Consider the following 15,365-nt stretch of genomic DNA (forward strand, 5'->3'; position numbering starts at 1 on the left):
TGGTCCTCCCTGATGTATGGCTTTGGGCCATTTGGAGGATGTTTTTATGGGACGGAAGAAGCATACGGCTGAAGAGATCGTCGCTAAGCTGCGGCAGGTCGATGTCCTGGTCTCGCAGGGTCGCAAGGTTGCTGAAGCAATCCGGTCGATCGAGGTGACCGAGGTTACGTATTACCGTTGGCGTTCCGAGTACGGCGGTCTGAAGGGTGATCAGGTCAAGCGGCTGAAGTCCTTGGAGACGGAGAACCTGCGTCTGCGTCGGGCGATCTCGGACCTGACGCTGGAGAAGCTCATTTTGAAGGAGGCAGCTTCGGGAAACTTCTGAGCCCGGCTCGCCGCCGGGCTTGTGTCGACTACGTCGTTGCCGAGCACGGTGTGTCCGAACGCTTCGCTTGCCGTGTCCTGGGTCAGCATCGTTCGACGCAGCGCAAAGTCGCCGTGATGGTCGAGGACGAGGCTGCTTTGACGGCTGCTATCGTCGCCCTGGCTCTGCAGTATGGGCGCTACGGCTACCGTCGGATCACCGCGATGCTCCGGCGCGATGGCTGGACGGTGAACGTGAAGCGGGTCGAACGGATCTGGCGCCGCGAGGGCCTCAAGGTTCCCGCTCGCCAGCCGAAGCGGTCGCGCCTCTGGCTCAACGACGGCTCCTGCCTTCGCTTACGGCCCGAGCGTCCCGACCACGTCTGGTCCTACGACTTCGTCGAGCACCGCACGCACAATGGACGCAAGTACCGGATGCTGAACGTCATCGACGAGTTCACACGCGAGTGCCTGGCCATCCGCGTATCTCGTAAGCTGAAGGCATTGGACGTGATCGATGTACTCTCGGACCTGTTCAGCCTGCGCGGGGTGCCAGGGCATATCCGCTCGGACAACGGGCCGGAGTTCATCGCCAAGGCCGTTCAGGACTGGATCGCGGCGGTTGGATCAGCGACCGCCTACATCGAGCCGGGCAGTCCGTGGGAGAACGGCTATTGCGAGAGCTTCAACGCGAAGCTGCGGGATGAACTTCTCAACGGCGAGGTGTTCTACACCCTCAAAGAGGCCAGCGTCGTGATCGAGCAATGGCGGAGGCACTACAACAGCATCCGGCCACACTCCTCACTCGGCTACCAGCCACCTGCGCCCGAGGTCGTCATCTGGCCAACCGAACCGAGCGGCTCAGGGCCGCTCGCTCACCCCGCCATCGTCACGCGACCGACGATGCACTAACTTCGAACCTGGGCCACCGAATGGGGGCAGGCCAGCCATCCTTCCCGTCGCCGCGCCACGGTTGTGGGAGCATCACTTCGGCACGGTGGCGGCATTCTGGGCCGCTGCGTTCATCCTGCCGTGCCTCGTCCGTTTTGGAGCTGGCACCGCCACTGGCGCGGTCTGGCACACGGCGATCCTCGAGTTTTTGCCCTTCATCATCCTGGTCTTCGCGCTGTTCGTCGTCGCCGGAGGGATACGGATTGTCGGCAACCTCGTGGGCACGCCGACGACGAACACTGCGATCCTTGCCATCGGCACCCTCACGGCCAGCGTGCTTGGCACCACGGGGTCCTCGATGCTGCTCATCCGGCCCCTCATCCGGGCCAATGCGAACCGGCCGCGCAACGCTCACGTCTTCGTCTTCTTCATCTTCCTCGTGGCCAATATTGGCGGCTCCCTCACTCCCTTGGGCGATCCGCCACTGTTCCTCGGCTTCCTCAAGGGGATCGATTTCTTTTGGACGACCCGGGCTCTCGTCGGACCGATGGCAATCACCAGCGCGATCCTGCTCTTCCTCTTCATGGCAATCGACTGGATCGCTTGGCGGTCCGAGCCGGCAGCGCCCCGGAGCCGCGTACCCCGCCAGATCCGGATCGAGGGTCTGCACAACGTCATCTACCTGACGATTATCGTGCTGGCGGTGCTCGGGAGCGGTCTCTGGAAAACGGGGGTCGTTGTGCCGATGGGGGGTGGCACCGCCGTGCCCCTCGAGGGGCTGGCGCGGGATGCCATCCTACTCGGCGTCGGCATCCTGTCCTGGCGCACGACCCGACGCAGCATCCGTATCGAGAACGCCTTCGCCTGGACCCCGATCCGTGAAGTAGCGATCCTCTTTGCCGGGATTTTCATCGCCATTATCCCGGCCCTGGCGATCCTTCAGGCCGGGGAGCGCGGCGTGTTTGCGCCGCTGATCAGGCTGGTAACGCACAGCGATGGCACGCCGATCGAGACTGCATACTTCTGGTTAGTCGGCGGCCTGTCGAGCGTCCTTGATAACGCGCCGACCTACCTTGTGTTCTTCAATCTCGCTGGCGGCGACCCGCACGTCCTCATGGGTCAACTCGGCCGAACCCTCGCGGCCATCTCGGCCGGAGCCGTATTCATGGGCGCCAACACCTATATCGGCAATGCCCCCAACTTCATGATCAAGGCGATTTGCGAGGAGAACGGCATCAAGATGCCGAGCTTTTTCGGCTACATGGTCTGGTCAGCGACGATCCTAGCGCCGATCTTTTGTTTGATAAGTTGGCTGTATTTTCAGTAACGATAAAGATGTATGAAAATACTATGTATAAAACGCTTGATCGGCTTTATTGCACGCATTTGACGCGCGGATTGGCGACCCGTGTGGATTTAAAAGGAGATCGTGGCTGATCTTGTGCTGGAGAACCATCTGCTCAAAAAAAGTATGGCCCGCCCCGTCTGCAAGGTCGTCAATGAAGGTGCCTGTGACCGGTCTGCACAAACGTATCCGGCATGTCGGCACGGTGGCCGCCGCCAAGATGGAGAGCCGCACGTCCCGGGCCTCATAAGCAATTCGGCCTCGGGGGCCGCTTTTTTTGCCAGGCTTCCGGAACGCCGCTCGACCGTCAGGCCATCTTCACTGTCCTCCCGCAGACCTCGTGGACCCGGGCCGAGCGATCGCGCTCCGCCTCAGGTCAACCTCTTTTGATGCCCTATGCGAGGGCCGGCTCCGGCTGCCGCTCGAAGCTCACTCCTTTGCGCAGCGTCGCCCAAGCGATCCGCGCGAGCTTGGCGGCGAGCGCGACGACCACGACGTTGTAGTGCGACCGCGCCAGCAGACCGCGCAACCATCGGCCGGTCGCATCCTCAACCTTGGACAGTGAGGCCAGCGCTGCGCGCGCTCCATGGATGAAGAGCCCACGCAGATAGGCGTTACCCTTCTTGCTGATGCCGAGCAGCTTCGGCTTGCCGCCGGTCGTATGCTGTCGGGGCACGAGGCTAAGCCAGGCTGGCAGGTCGCGCGCGGACGCGAAGGCGCTTCCGTCATCGACGACCGCGCGCAAGGCCGTGGCCGTCATCGGCCCGACGCCTGGGATCGACACCAGGCGACGTGCCGCCTCGTCGGCGCGGGCATGCGCCACGAACTCTCGGTCGAGCGCTTCGAACGGCCGTCGAGGCTCGCCCACTCCTCACGGATCTCGGCGACGAGAGCTTGGATACGCGCGCCAATCTGCGCCTGGGGATCCGTCACGAGAATGCCGACCGCCGTCTCGAACTTGCGGCGGCCTTCGCCGATTGGGCTAATCCATATGATTCCGACACGAAAAAGCCCGGCTCTGAGGCCGGGCTTGCTAGGTACGTGAAGCACGAGAGGCTGATCGGCACCGGGGTTCGAGGCCCCGGTGCTCGTTGCTTAGAGCGGCTTAGAAGTCGCGCTGGACGCGGAAGCGGAAGGAGGACACGCCGTCCGACGTCGTGGTCCGCGGCACGAAGGTACCCGCGTTGATGCCCGCGACGTTTGCGTAGGCGGTCGGGCTCTTGTCCTTGTCGATCACGCGACCGTTCCTGACGCCGACTTGGGTGTAGTACCCCTCGACACCGATATCGAGGTCCTTCACCGGCGACCAGATGAGGCTGCCACCCGCCACGAACTGATAGGTGTCGCGCAGAGCTTCGCTGAGGTTGTAGAAGGCCGTGCCGGGCGTACCGACGGCGTTCGCGCCGAACGAGTTCGTGCCGTTCGGATTGATCAGCGAGAAGGCCGCACCCTGAGCCAGACGGGCACCATTTCCAAAGCTCATCTGGCCGTACGATCCGAAGAAGGCCGAGCGCCACTCGGGCGACCAGTAGTGCAGATATGAGGCTACGACCGTGAAGCTCGTGGACTGCTCCAGCTGACCCGAGAACGGGTTGACTGTCGCGTCGTTGAAGAACTGGTTGAACTTCTGGCCCTGGATGGTCGCGGCGTTCTGCGAGTAGGAGCCGCTGAACGAGGAGTAGCCGGTGTAGAGCTGAGAACCGCTGCCGTAGGCACCCTGCAGGTAGAGGGCGTCGCCGGGCGCGATGAACGGCGCGTTGATCTTCAGGCCACCCTGAACCGCATAGCCATACGAGTTGCTGGCGTGCGGGATGCTGATGTTCGAGCCAGTGCCGGTACCGGCACCGTTCTGCACGTTACCGACGTTCAGCTCGTGCACCGAGGCCGAGATCTGAGCTGAACCCCAGGCCTGGTCGAGGCGCAGGGCACCGACGACGTCTGGCATCCGCGAACGCTGGATGACATCGACCTGGCTGAAGCGGCTCGGGGTCGCGCCGTTGTAGCCGATGAACACCGGAGCCGGCGAATTGGTCTGCGCGAAGTTCGCGATCGACGCGTTGACGGTGACGCCGCCGGGGTTGTTGGACGGCGAGTAGATTGGGCTGCGGCGGAAGACCGGGTCTTCGGCCGAGATCGTGGCTGACAAGCCGTTGCCGAGGGTGGCGGTGTAGGCGAGCAGGTTGGTGGACGCGAGGTCCGAACCCGCGGTGGCGCCGGCGAGCTCGAAATCGTGAGCGTAGAAGTCGAAGAACGACGAGGCGCGACCGGCGGTCAGGCCTGCGAACTGAATGAACGCCTTGTCGACGTTCGAGAACTGCTGATCGCGGCCGAAGCTGTCGATGCCGAGGCCGGGGAAAGCCTGGCCAATACGCTGCTGGGTGCCGGAGGTGCCGACGCCGGAATAGCCGGTGCGGGCGCCGGCATCGAGACGCACGAAGGCGCGCAGGGTGCCGTAGGCGGTCTGGGTGCGGGCATCGAGGTTGATGCGCAGGCGGCCCTGGTAGCCCGACGTGTCGCCGCCGTTACCGAACTGGCGCGAGTAGCTGGTCATGTAGCCGCCCTCGAACCGGGCGCGGCCGGAGAGACGAAGGCAGGTGTCGGTGCCGGGGATATAGAAAAATCCGGCGCCGTAGGCCGAGCAGACGCGAACGTACTCGATCGGGACCGCCTTCTTGACCGGAAGGTCGGCGGCGTGTGCGGCTCCGATGGCCGCGAAAGCGGCTGCGGAACCCAGCAGTGAGCTCTTCAAGAGCTTCATAGACATCTCCAAAGCTTCGAGACCCATTGGTGCAGCTTCGCCCGGTTGGTCCGGATCACGCCGCATAGTGCGTTCGGCCTGCATCTGACGGCAGGCTCCTGCGGGCTCTCGCTTGGCGATGCCCCCGTGCAGGTTCACCATGTGGCATCACGTTTCTGCGGGCAACGACGATTCGCCTCGCTGGCCGTGGTTCCTGTGTGATGTTGCTGGCTCGCAACATTCCAAGAAGGCATTAGCCGGCAACAGCTTGTTCAACGTGCACTTATGCTGCCGAAGCGAACAAATATGCTGCAGCTGCGAGCAGCGCGGTCGGCCGGATGATGATAGGCGTCGCTGACGCGCAGGCTTTCCTTCTGTTCGCCGAGTGCGCGAGTTGCATCGTGGTCAGAACCAAGCAAGGGCTCCCGGCAGGCAGAAAATGAAATGCGCGGACATGCACCCATGATAGAGGAGTACGAAAATCAAACAATTTTAGATCAAAAACAAATTGTTATTAGGCGTTATGGTTTGCTAGATCCATTAGATTGGGACTCGGATTGCGATCATGAAATTGAGAGATCGAATAAACTATGGAATATCTTGGTTGGTATTCACGAGGAATGCGCTCAAAAATATTACGACCTTATATTGAAGGACGAGGCGCTAAATACCGCAAAGTCGAATTATGAAAAGCTACAGCAAAACCGAGCGTCTTTTACTGCTGTCTCAGAAGCCAAGAAGCAGCTTGCGGTGACGCAGAAGGAAGTCACGAAACGGATGGCCTCCGAGCTTCGTGATCTGGAGCTGGCCCGGCGAGAGGCGGTAAAAGTCGCCAGACAGAACAGTGGCGTTTGGTGGGGGAACTACAACCCGCTCGTTCGGGCCTTCGAGAAAGCTCGCAGTGCAGCATTACGTGGCGGTCATGCCATGCGCCGCCGCGCACCGGGCGGGAACAGCCGTATTACCAACACACTACAAGGCGGCGCTGACGTCGAGCATCTGTTCGATGGCAGCCTGAGTCAGGTCATGATCCGCTCACCGTCGGGGAGGGCGTGGTCAGCGGAAAGCCGTGGCGAGCGACGGCGGCTACAGCGGACTCGGCTAACGGCAACGGTTTTTGTTCAAGCCGGCGAGCGCCGCAGCGTCACGTGGCCCATGGTAATGCATAGGCCAATTCCAGACGATTGCCGGGTGAAAGAGGTTATCATCACGCGGCGTCGCGTTGGTGAACGGTGGAAATGGGCAGTGAGCTTCCTCTGTACACGAGTAATGGGATCCCCCCCTACTCCTCCAGCAGGCGCCAAACCCATCGCTGTCGATTTCGGCTGGCGCCGCATACCCGATGGCCTTCGAGTCGCCACGGTGTCGTCGGTGGATGGTCAACCGCGATTCGTCGTCCTCCAGCGCGATTTGCTTGACGCGTTCGCCTTTGCCGATGAGCTGCGCGATCGCGTTCAAACGAGTGGGCGTGTCGGTCTAGAATTACTGCAAACGACCGATGCAACCCTGTTCGAGGAGCCCTACCAAAATTTGCTTATCGCGCTTCAGAGCCGCCAAGAGGGTCGATTCACTGCACTAAGAGAATTTTGCAGGGGGCCATTTTTCACAGAACAATCCCGAGACGCTATTGGAGCGGAAATTGCCACGTGGCGGAAGGAATATATGAAGCTCGTCACTTGGCTCGGCAATCACCAGCGAAAGGTGGTTGCGCGCCGAAACCATCAATACCAAAACGCCGCCATTGAGATTTTGGAGGGCGCATCGAACATCATTATCAACGACATTAAGTTCGGTGAAATCGGACGCCGCAGCGCTCGAAGCGAGGAGGCAAGCTTCTTTCCAAGGCGCGCAAACTACTACCGTGTGGTAGCGGCGCCTTCTGAACTTGTCCGATGCCTTAAGTTGCAGGCAGCCAAGCGCGGCATCCAGTTTTCCAAGGAAGCCGCTCCATCCCCAGCTGGGTGCCCCGAATGCGGGTCCACGGCTCGCAAAAGCCGTGCTGACGCTATGCCACAGTCGTGCGAAGCGTGCGGCACGCGCTTCGATCAAGACGTTGCAACGTGTAAGTCGTTGCTGGCGCAAGTAGGACGAAAGCCACGAGCTAATCAGAGCTGAATGGAACGCCGACGATCATGGAATATAAAAGTTTTTGCTACGAAGCGGCAAAACACGCGTTGTCGATCTGTGCCCGATGATGGCAGAGCCGTCAAGGCAATGGTGGTTCCGGCGCTGTGATTTCGCCATCATTCGCTTGAACGCTTAGTCTCAGGCGCTGCTCGGCGGCTTGGTAGTCGAAGACCTACGACTGGGTTGGGTCGCAGGCATAACGTCGACTTTAGGGCGAAAGGTCAGGGTCGGCTCACCACCCCGATCCGAAGTTGCCGAAGGGCTGGCTAACGGCTGCTTTGGAGAAACGCTGACGGCAGGTCATACGGCTGGGTTGGGTTGGTAGAAGCCAGCCCTGTGTGGATGGCTCCCGCATTGCAAGTGGCGAATTGAGCTTCTGACGCTTTGGTCGGGTGCAGTCTTGTGTCCGGCCTGTTGATGCAGTCGTTCATGTTGACCGCTGGCCCTGATGGTATCCGCGAGCTGGGTCCCACTCTGCTTTGCGGGCTATGATGCCCTGGACAGACAGCGGGGTGTCCCGGCTCCCGGTCTGACCGGTTCGCCATCAACTCTCATCGTCCTCGCAACCTGGAAAGTCGTCTTCTCCGTGCTGTCAGGCAGCCCTGGCCGCCGGTGCGCGGTAGGTGCCGCCGCGGGTCATGATAGCCCAAGCGACCCGCGCCGTGCGATTGGCGGCCGCAACGGTCACGACGCGCACCGGCTTGCGCTGGAGAAGGGCCGGCAGCCGCGGGTCGACCGAGTTCGGTGTGGTCTTCGCGCGCCGGATCAGAGAGGTCATGCCGACTACGAGCAGCCGGCGCAGGTAGCGGTCGCCCATGCGCGAGATCCGACCCAGGCGCTCCTTGCCGCCGCTACAGTTCTGCAGCGGTGTCAGTCCCAACGAGGCGGCGAACTGCCGACCGGAGCGGAAGCGCTCGGGCTCGCTCACCGAGGCGGCCAGCGCCGTTGCCGAGACGATACCGACACCGGGGATCGTCGCCAGGCGCTGCGACAGGTCGTTTTCCCGATGCCAAGCGAGCAACTCCTTCTCCAGGCGGGTGAGCTGGATCTGCAAGGCGCCGATCTGATCGGCCAGCCCGGTCACCACGCGCTGGGCTAACGGCGCCACCTCGGCCGCGTCTCCGGCCGAGAGCCGGGCTGCCAGTTCGAGCGCGTGCCGCAGGCCCCGCGCCATCTCGATCCCAAACTCGGCGAGCAGGCCGCGGATCATGTTCACCAGCTGCGTGCGTTGCTTGACCAGCAGATCGCGCGTCCGATGCAGCGCCAGCGCCGCCTGCTGCTCGGTCGACTTCACCGGCACGAAGCGCATGCTCGGGCGCGTCACCGCCTCACAGATGGCCGCGGCGTCGTTCGCATCGGTCTTACCGCGCTTCACATACGGCTTCACGTAAGCCGGCGGCATCAGCCGCACGTCATGGCCGAGCTTCATGAGTCCCCGGGCCCAGTGGTGCGCCGTGCCGCACGCCTCCATGCCAACCAGGCATCGCGGCAGCTTGGAGAAGAACGGCACGACCTGTGCCCGCCTCAGAGTCTTGCGCACGACGACGTGCCCAGCTGCATCGACGGCGTGAACCTGAAAGATGCTCTTGGCCAGATCGATGCCGACGGTGGTAATCTCCATGAGAACGGCTTCTGCATCTGCGTGGCTGCTGCTTCGACAGCAACCACATCTTGGCACCGAGATGCCGTCAGTTGGAGCGGGAGCCATCCATCCCATCTGCTTTCAGGAGAAAGGCTAGGGGACGCTTTCTCGAAGATTGATGGGATACAAAAATTCAGCGACCGTTGGCGCTCAAGCTCGACATCAAGTTGCTGATTGGAATTGACGATGCAGCATGCACTCAGAGCCTGTTTGAGCGCCTCTGCCGGCCGTCCCCATCTGTCTCGTGTAGCAACACAAATTCCGCCTGGCGGGGCGGGGTGGAGAGCAGATGTGGACGGACCGACATCGGACGCGTCACGAGGCGCGTCTGAAGAACATGGTGCTGCAAGCGGGCTTGGACGAGGTGGCCCGTTTCCTGGAGCGCGCGGATCCGCCGGGCTGTCCGGAGGCTACACCGGCGCGCCACGCGCTGGCAGGGATAGCTTGGCACTTGCGGACGGGCGGAGGATGGCGGTCGCTGCCTGCGGGCTTTCCGCCGTGGCGCACGGTCTACGGCTGGTTCCGGCGCTGGATCGACAAGGGCCTGTTCGAGAGCCTGCTGCGGTCTCTGACCCGCCGTCAGCGGCGGCGTTGCGGACGCCGGTCGGAGCCACGGCTGGCGATCATCGACACGCAGAGCGTCAAATGCATCGGGGTGCGCGGACCGCGCGGCTACGATGGCGCCAAGAAGGTCGTCGGGCGCAAACGCGTGGCCTTGGTCGATGCCGAAGGCCATGTTCTGGCGCTCGCCGTCGTGCCGGCCAACGTGCAGGATCGCGATACCTTACCCGCCCTTGATGATGGCAAGGAGCAGTGGCCCAGTCTACGCTTGGCCATCCTCGACGGCGCCTTCGCGGCCGAACGCTGCCGGGAATGGTGCAACATCCACGGCATGCGCCATCGCGTCGTCGAGAAAGACCCGGATCAGAAGGGCTTCGTCGTCCTGGAGCGGCGCTGGGTCGTGGAGCGAACCTTCGGCTGGCTCAGCCATTGGGGCGGCCTGCACCGTGAGCGCGCCGGTCGCCTTGATGTCGCGACAGGGCGCCTCGTCTGCGCCGCCAGCCTCATGGCCGCTAATGCCCTCAACAATCCGGCTTAAGATAAGACGCTCAAACAGGCTCTCAGGCCGCATGCTGCTTGATCTCCGGCTCAATGATCCGTCTTCGGGACCAAAGTTCCGTTTAATTCAACCTTAGGTATGACGAGGCCGCTTCTTAGGTGAGGCGGCCTCGTCTACGTTTAGATCGTCTTTTTGTTGGCCGGGCACTCTAGGCTTTCGAGGTTTGGTCGGCGACTTGGGCCCTACCTAAGCGTCGCGGTTTCGCCTGGCTTCAGATGACGCTCCTCGCCTTCCGGTCCACCGAGCGAGACATGCGAGTTCAGGCGGTCCAAATGGTCAAAGACGTGTTCGAAGGCGTCGGTGACCGCCTGCTCGAACGACCCGTCGGACTTGCCCATGGCCGCCTTGAGGCTGTTGATCAGTGCGTGGTGCTTCTGGGTATCGCTCGACATGGCGTTCCTTGCGTCTCGACGTGCGGTCGCGGAACGAAGGCAAGCCCCGACCTCGGACCTGCGTTCCATTTGGCCGGGTTGGGGCACCGCTCGATGCGCATCTGTCTCACCTAACGGCAAAGGAATCTCAGCGGCTCCCCAGGCTCGTTGTTCGAAGCCGCGTAGGGATGGGGCCGAAGCAAGCTGCGTAAGCTTCAATGGCTCCCGTGTGCGCACTTCGCGTGATTGGACAGCGTCTCGATCACGCGGCATTCGCCGACGCGTCCCTGTCCGCATTCCGAGATCATCCGGTCGAGTTCGCCTCGCAACGCCATGAGCCGCTCAATCCGCCTGTCCACCTCGGCGAGATGCCGGCGCGCGATCAGGTCGACGTCGGTGCATGAGCGGTCGGGGTGCGCGTTCATCGTCAGCAGCTCACGGATCGCCTCCACCTCGAAGCCGAGCTCCCGGGAGTGACGAATGAAGTTCAGCCGGCCGACGTCTGCCTCGCCGTAGCGGCGCTGCGAACCAGCCGACCGTGGCGGCTCCGGCATCAGTCCGACCTGCTCGTAGTAGCGGATCGTAGGGATCTTGACCCCCGTCCGCCGGGATAGCTCCCCGATTGCAATGTCCATGATTATCCGCTTGCACCTCTAGCCGCTAGAGGTTGTAGCGTTGCTTGAGACCGTTGGGAAGGAAACGTGATGAGCGACCATTGCTGCGGGGCGACCAAGGCCGACGCCTGCTGCTCGCCTCCGGAACTCGTGCTGCCCGGCGCCTCAGGTAAGGCGCACAACCATGCCACCGCCGGCGGCTCGTGCTGCTCGGGCGGCGTGCCGGTCTTCGACGGCGTCGACCCACGCTACAAGGCGGTCCTCTGGACCGTGATCGGCATCAACGGCGCGATGTTCGTGACCGAGATGGCAGCGGGCCAACTCGCCGGTTCGCAGGCGCTCAAGGCCGACGCCCTCGATTTCCTCGCCGATACCGTGACCTACGGCCTGAGCCTCGCGGTGATCGGCGCATCGCTTGCGGTCCGCTCGAAGGCGGCCCTGTTCAAGGGCGCATCGCTGTTCCTGATGGCGCTCTGGGTATTCGGCAGCACCGTCTATCAGACGATGGTGCTCGGCGTGCCCTGGGCCGAGGTGATGGGCGTGATCGGCGTGATGGCGCTGGCCGCAAACGTCGGATCGGTCCTGCTGCTCCGACGCTACAAGGACGGCGACGCCAACGTCCGCTCGGTGTGGTTGTGCTCGCGCAATGACGCCATCGGCAACGTCGTGGTCATGGTCGCCGCTCTCGGGGTCTGGGGTTCCTCCTCCGCCTGGCCCGATCTCGCCGTCGCGGCCGTAATGGCAGGGATCTTCCTGACCTCCTCCGTCCAGATCCTGCGGCAGGCCTGGGCCGAGCATCGCGAAGGCGCGATCACGATGCATCCCTCACCGGCCGAGTGAGTTCCAGGCCCAACCATCGACCGTCGAAGAGCGGAACAGGACGACCATGACAGCGCACGACGCAGATGACGGACACCATCACGGATCACACGACCACGCGACCCGTGCGGACCATGACCATGCAGGGCATTCCCACGGTTCGGGCCATTCCCATGCCCCCGCAAGCTTCGGCAAGGCGTTCGCCATCGGGATCGCCCTGAACGTCGGGTTCGTGCTCGTCGAGTCCGTTTACGGCGTCCTGGGGAACTCCGTGGCGCTCCTGGCCGACGCGGGCCACAACCTCTCGGACGTGCTCGGCCTCGTGGTGGCTTGGGTGGCGACCGTGCTGGCCAAGCGGGCCCCGACCTCCCGCTTCACCTACGGGATGAAGGGCTCCTCGATCCTGGCGTCGCTCTTCAACGCGGTGTTCCTTCTCGTCGCCGTGGGAGCCATCGGTTGGGAGGCCATCCAGCGCTTCGGCGAACCGGCCCCGGTGGCCGGCAAGACCGTGATGATCGTAGCCGGGGTCGGCATCCTGGTAAACGGCATCACCGCCTGGCTGTTCGCCTCCGGGGCCAAGGGCGACATCAACATCCGCGGCGCCTTCCTGCACATGGCGGCCGACACGGCGGTGTCGGCGGGCGTAGTCGTCGCCGGCTTGGTGATCCTGTACACCGGCTGGGCTTGGCTCGACCCCGTGGTGAGCCTCGGCATCGTCGCCGTCATCGTCTGGAGCACCTGGGGCCTCCTGCGCGACAGCCTGACGATGTCGCTGGCCGCGGTTCCCCCCGGCATCGATCCGATGGCGGTCCGCGCCCACCTCGAAGGGCTGTCGGGCGTCACGGCGGTGCACGACCTCCATATCTGGCCGATGAGCACCACGGAGACGGCCCTGACCGCGCACCTGGTGATGGGCGGGGGACATCCCGGCGATGCGTTCCTGATGAACGCCGCCCGTGGGATGCGGGAGCGGTTCGGGATCGGCCACACCACCCTTCAGGTCGAGAAGGATGCCGCGGCCTGCGCCCTCGCTCCCGCAAGCGTCGTCTGAGCGGACCGGTGCGGGGAGCACCCTCACGGGGTCCGTCCGTGGGCCCGGATGGGTGAATGGCGGCTTCAGGCTCCATTCAAGTCGCCGGGGACCCTCTGACGGCATCGTTCCTTCGGGAGAGTGCCATGCGTGCCCGCGTATCAGCCCTTCTTGCCGCGACCCTGATCCTCGCGCCGGTCGCGGCGTCCGCCCAGTATTACGGAGGTGACTTCGACGGGCGTGGGCGCGACTTCCATGTCGACCGCTACCATCACGGCGACCACGACGACATCGTCGTGCATCACCATCGCCGCCACTACGAGGAGCGGCCGGTCTACTACGAACGCCGCGACCACCATCACCATCACCATCACGACGACTATTGAGGCTCGGACCTCGTCGTGGGCCGCCCGGCATGTACGGGTGGCGCTGAATCGGTCATAAGGCGATCATGAGCACGGGACCCCGGATCAGGGCCTACGGAATGATGCGCGGCTGGTGGGCGACCGCCGTCCGCGTGCTTTCGCTCGTCCTGGTCATGGCGCTCGTCGTCCCCGGCGCGATCCATTCCGCCGAGGCCCACCGGTCAGCCAGCCACGAACTCTCGATGTCGGCCTCGTCGGACGCTTCCGGGCCGGACCACGCTGACGCCTGCCCCGCCTGCCATGCCAATTGCGGCTGCCACCAAGCCATCGGGCTTGAGGGTTCCGCCTGGGTTCCGACCGCCTCGACCGGCCGCCCGTCCTACGTGACGGTGGACGTGGCCATCGCCTCCATCGCGGCGGACAGGCTGCCTAGGCCACCTCGGGCCTGAGACGGCCCCGCCACGACGTGGCGCGTGCCCGGCCGGCCGTCCTCGCGGATGCCGGCCTTCCCCGAGCGTGACAAGTATCGGACCCGCGAGACCGCCCGAGGCGGCGTCCGGGTCCCAGGCGAACGGCCTTCCTCCCATGCGTGCATTCCTATCCGTGGCCTTCCTGGCCATCGGCATCGCCATAGGCGGTGCCTTCCCCCGCGTGTCCGAGACCGTGCAGGGGGCGCTGGCCGCCGCCGGCCTGGCGACCGCATCCAAGACCCCGCCGACCAACGCGGCGATGAGCACCCCTGCGGCCCCGAAGGCCGATGACGGCCACGGCCATGGCGAGCACGGCCACGAGCATGCCGAGGGAGAGCCCAAGCCCGCCGGCGAACACAGGCACTCGGACGGCGAGGCCAAGCCGGAAGCCGGAGGCCACAAGCACGCCGAGGGCGAGGCGCATGGCCACGACGAGGAGGGCGAGGGCAAGATCAAGATGACGGCCGAGCAGGCCGCGGAGCAGGACATCAAGCTGGCAAGGGTCGAGGGCGGCATCCTCTCGCGCCATCTGCTGGTGCCCGGCACCATCGCCCAGGACGCCGACCGGATCGCCCGCGTTCCTGTGCGGGTCGTCGGCACCGTGGCCGAGATGCGCAAGCGCCTCGGTGAGGAAGTGGCCAAGGGCGAGGTGGTAGCCGTCCTCGACAGCCGCGAGGTTGCCGAGGCCAAGAGCGACTTCCTCACTGCGACGGTCAAGGCGGACCTGGAGAAGACGAACTTCGACCGCCAGCAGGCTCTCTGGGACAAGCGGATCTCGGCCGAGTCCGCATTCCTGAACGCCAAGGCCGCCTACTCCGAAGCGACCCTGCGCGTCGACCTCGCCCGCCAGAAGCTATCGGCCCTGGGGCTCAACGCGGCCGAGGTCGCGACGTCCGCCAAGAAGGACGAGACCACCCCGAACCTATCGAGCTTGCGCCGCTACGAGCTCAAGTCCCCGCTCGGCGGGCGTGTGGTCGAGCGTAAGGTCGATGTCGGAACCGCCGTCGGCAAGGAGGGTGATCCGGCCGACGTCTACACCGTCGCCGACCTGTCCTCCGTGTGGATCGAGCTCGCCATCCCGACCACCGAGCTGTCGAAGGTTCGCGAGGGCGCCAAGGTGACCATTCTCGGAAACGACGAAGCCTCCCGCGGCGAGGGCAAGGTCGTCTTCGTCAGCCCGATCCTCAACCCGGAAACCCGCTCGGCGCGGGTCATCGTCGCCCTGCCGAACAAGGAGATGACCTGGCGACCCGGGACCTTCGTCACCACCGAGGTCGAGATCGCGCAGGACAAGGTCGCTGTCCGACTGCCGAAATCCGCCATCCAGACCATCGGCGGCGTAAAGGTCGTGTTCGTCCGCACCCGGGAGGGCTTCGAACGCCGGGACGTGACCATCGGCAAGGCCGACGACGACGCCTTCGAGATCCTCACCGGCCTGAAGCCCGGCGACGAAGTCGCTGTCGCCAACTCCTTCGTCCTGAAGGCCGAGCTCGGCAAGGCCGAAGCCGACCACGACCATTGAGCGGGGACC

At 64.0% G+C, this 15,365-nt stretch carries 13 protein-coding genes and 1 pseudogene; 9 read left to right on the top strand and 5 right to left on the bottom strand.

The genetic code is table 11. The annotated features are described in order from the left end of the window. Positions 1-46: 46 nt before the first annotated feature. A protein-coding gene (locus FVA80_RS09520) for an IS3 family transposase (protein ID WP_147911033.1) occupies positions 47-1,215 on the top strand; the annotation gives its coding sequence in 2 pieces (ribosomal slippage) (positions 47-311 and positions 311-1,215; 1,170 coding nt in all). A 37-nt stretch (positions 1,216-1,252) separates the two neighbouring features. After that, positions 1,253-2,521 (top strand): sodium:proton antiporter, encoded by a 1,269-nt coding sequence (locus FVA80_RS09525; protein ID WP_281408721.1) that lies wholly within the window; start codon positions 1,253-1,255, stop codon positions 2,519-2,521. Between the two features lie 412 nt (positions 2,522-2,933). Here FVA80_RS09525 and FVA80_RS09530 read toward each other — a convergent pair. Together FVA80_RS09530 and FVA80_RS09535 are read right to left on the bottom strand one after the other, a co-directional pair. After that, positions 2,934-3,511: pseudogene (locus FVA80_RS09530) on the bottom strand (IS110 family transposase); the annotation flags it as partial. A 133-nt stretch (positions 3,512-3,644) separates the two neighbouring features. Further along, a complete protein-coding gene (locus FVA80_RS09535; RefSeq protein WP_147910867.1) occupies positions 3,645-5,297 on the bottom strand; it encodes a porin in 1,653 nt (550 codons plus the stop codon). A 441-nt stretch (positions 5,298-5,738) separates the two neighbouring features. On the opposite strand from FVA80_RS09535, the gene FVA80_RS09540 reads away from it, so the two are divergent. Continuing rightward, positions 5,739-7,391: a hypothetical protein gene (locus tag FVA80_RS09540; RefSeq protein WP_147910866.1), complete on the top strand. Its 1,653-nt coding sequence runs from the start codon at positions 5,739-5,741 to the stop codon at positions 7,389-7,391. 604 nt (positions 7,392-7,995) lie between these two features. Here the strand turns inward: FVA80_RS09540 and FVA80_RS09545 are convergent. Then, positions 7,996-9,024, bottom strand: a complete 1,029-nt coding sequence (locus tag FVA80_RS09545) for an IS110 family transposase (protein WP_147911031.1) — start codon at positions 9,022-9,024, stop codon at positions 7,996-7,998. Between the two features lie 310 nt (positions 9,025-9,334). On the opposite strand from FVA80_RS09545, the gene FVA80_RS09550 reads away from it, so the two are divergent. Then, entirely contained in the window at positions 9,335-10,144 is an 810-nt protein-coding gene (locus tag FVA80_RS09550) for an IS5 family transposase (RefSeq protein ID WP_147911041.1), read from the top strand. Between the two features lie 203 nt (positions 10,145-10,347). On the opposite strand, the gene FVA80_RS09555 is transcribed toward FVA80_RS09550, so the two are convergent. Both FVA80_RS09555 and FVA80_RS09560 read right to left on the bottom strand, forming a co-directional pair. Continuing rightward, a complete protein-coding gene (locus FVA80_RS09555) occupies positions 10,348-10,557 on the bottom strand; it encodes a hypothetical protein (protein ID WP_147908716.1) in 210 nt (69 codons plus the stop codon). Between the two features lie 194 nt (positions 10,558-10,751). Next, positions 10,752-11,171: a helix-turn-helix domain-containing protein gene (locus tag FVA80_RS09560; protein WP_147908715.1), complete on the bottom strand. Its 420-nt coding sequence runs from the start codon at positions 11,169-11,171 to the stop codon at positions 10,752-10,754. A 69-nt stretch (positions 11,172-11,240) separates the two neighbouring features. Here FVA80_RS09560 and FVA80_RS09565 point away from each other — a divergent pair, with 69 nt between their 5' ends. The 5 genes from FVA80_RS09565 to FVA80_RS09585 all read left to right on the top strand — a co-directional run bounded on the left by FVA80_RS09565 (position 11,241) and on the right by FVA80_RS09585 (position 15,356). Continuing rightward, entirely contained in the window at positions 11,241-11,990 is a 750-nt protein-coding gene (locus FVA80_RS09565) for a cation transporter (RefSeq protein ID WP_147908714.1), read from the top strand. 46 nt (positions 11,991-12,036) lie between these two features. Further along, positions 12,037-13,020 carry a cation diffusion facilitator family transporter gene (locus tag FVA80_RS09570; protein ID WP_147908713.1) on the top strand — a complete coding sequence of 328 codons (984 nt, stop codon included), beginning with the start codon at positions 12,037-12,039 and terminating at the stop codon, positions 13,018-13,020. A gap of 125 nt (positions 13,021-13,145) precedes the next feature. Further along, complete coding sequence (locus FVA80_RS09575; protein ID WP_147908712.1) at positions 13,146-13,385, top strand: hypothetical protein; 240 nt, start codon at positions 13,146-13,148, stop codon at positions 13,383-13,385. Between the two features lie 65 nt (positions 13,386-13,450). Continuing rightward, positions 13,451-13,813: a hypothetical protein gene (locus tag FVA80_RS09580; RefSeq protein WP_246692335.1), complete on the top strand. Its 363-nt coding sequence runs from the start codon at positions 13,451-13,453 to the stop codon at positions 13,811-13,813. Positions 13,814-13,949: 136 nt separating this feature from the next. Then, positions 13,950-15,356, top strand: coding sequence for an efflux RND transporter periplasmic adaptor subunit (locus FVA80_RS09585; protein ID WP_147908711.1), 1,407 nt, complete (start codon positions 13,950-13,952; stop codon positions 15,354-15,356). The last annotated feature ends 9 nt before the right edge of the window (positions 15,357-15,365 follow it).

Source organism: Methylobacterium sp. WL1 (genome assembly GCF_008000895.1).
Classification (GTDB): Bacteria; Pseudomonadota; Alphaproteobacteria; order Rhizobiales; family Beijerinckiaceae; genus Methylobacterium.

Bases quoted from the DNA above. Each gene is read 5' to 3' on its own strand.
- FVA80_RS09535 (WP_147910867.1), bottom strand. From the start codon at position 5,297: ATGAAGCTCTTGAAGAGCTCACTGCTGGGTTCCGCAGCCGCTTTCGCG.
- FVA80_RS09540 (WP_147910866.1), top strand. From the start codon at position 5,739: ATGATAGAGGAGTACGAAAATCAAACAATTTTAGATCAAAAACAAATT.
- FVA80_RS09545 (WP_147911031.1), bottom strand. From the start codon at position 9,024: ATGGAGATTACCACCGTCGGCATCGATCTGGCCAAGAGCATCTTTCAG.
- FVA80_RS09550 (WP_147911041.1), top strand. From the start codon at position 9,335: ATGTGGACGGACCGACATCGGACGCGTCACGAGGCGCGTCTGAAGAAC.
- FVA80_RS09555 (WP_147908716.1), bottom strand. From the start codon at position 10,557: ATGTCGAGCGATACCCAGAAGCACCACGCACTGATCAACAGCCTCAAG.
- FVA80_RS09560 (WP_147908715.1), bottom strand. From the start codon at position 11,171: ATGGACATTGCAATCGGGGAGCTATCCCGGCGGACGGGGGTCAAGATC.
- FVA80_RS09565 (WP_147908714.1), top strand. From the start codon at position 11,241: ATGAGCGACCATTGCTGCGGGGCGACCAAGGCCGACGCCTGCTGCTCG.
- FVA80_RS09570 (WP_147908713.1), top strand. From the start codon at position 12,037: ATGACAGCGCACGACGCAGATGACGGACACCATCACGGATCACACGAC.
- FVA80_RS09575 (WP_147908712.1), top strand. From the start codon at position 13,146: ATGCGTGCCCGCGTATCAGCCCTTCTTGCCGCGACCCTGATCCTCGCG.
- FVA80_RS09580 (WP_246692335.1), top strand. From the start codon at position 13,451: ATGAGCACGGGACCCCGGATCAGGGCCTACGGAATGATGCGCGGCTGG.
- FVA80_RS09585 (WP_147908711.1), top strand. From the start codon at position 13,950: ATGCGTGCATTCCTATCCGTGGCCTTCCTGGCCATCGGCATCGCCATA.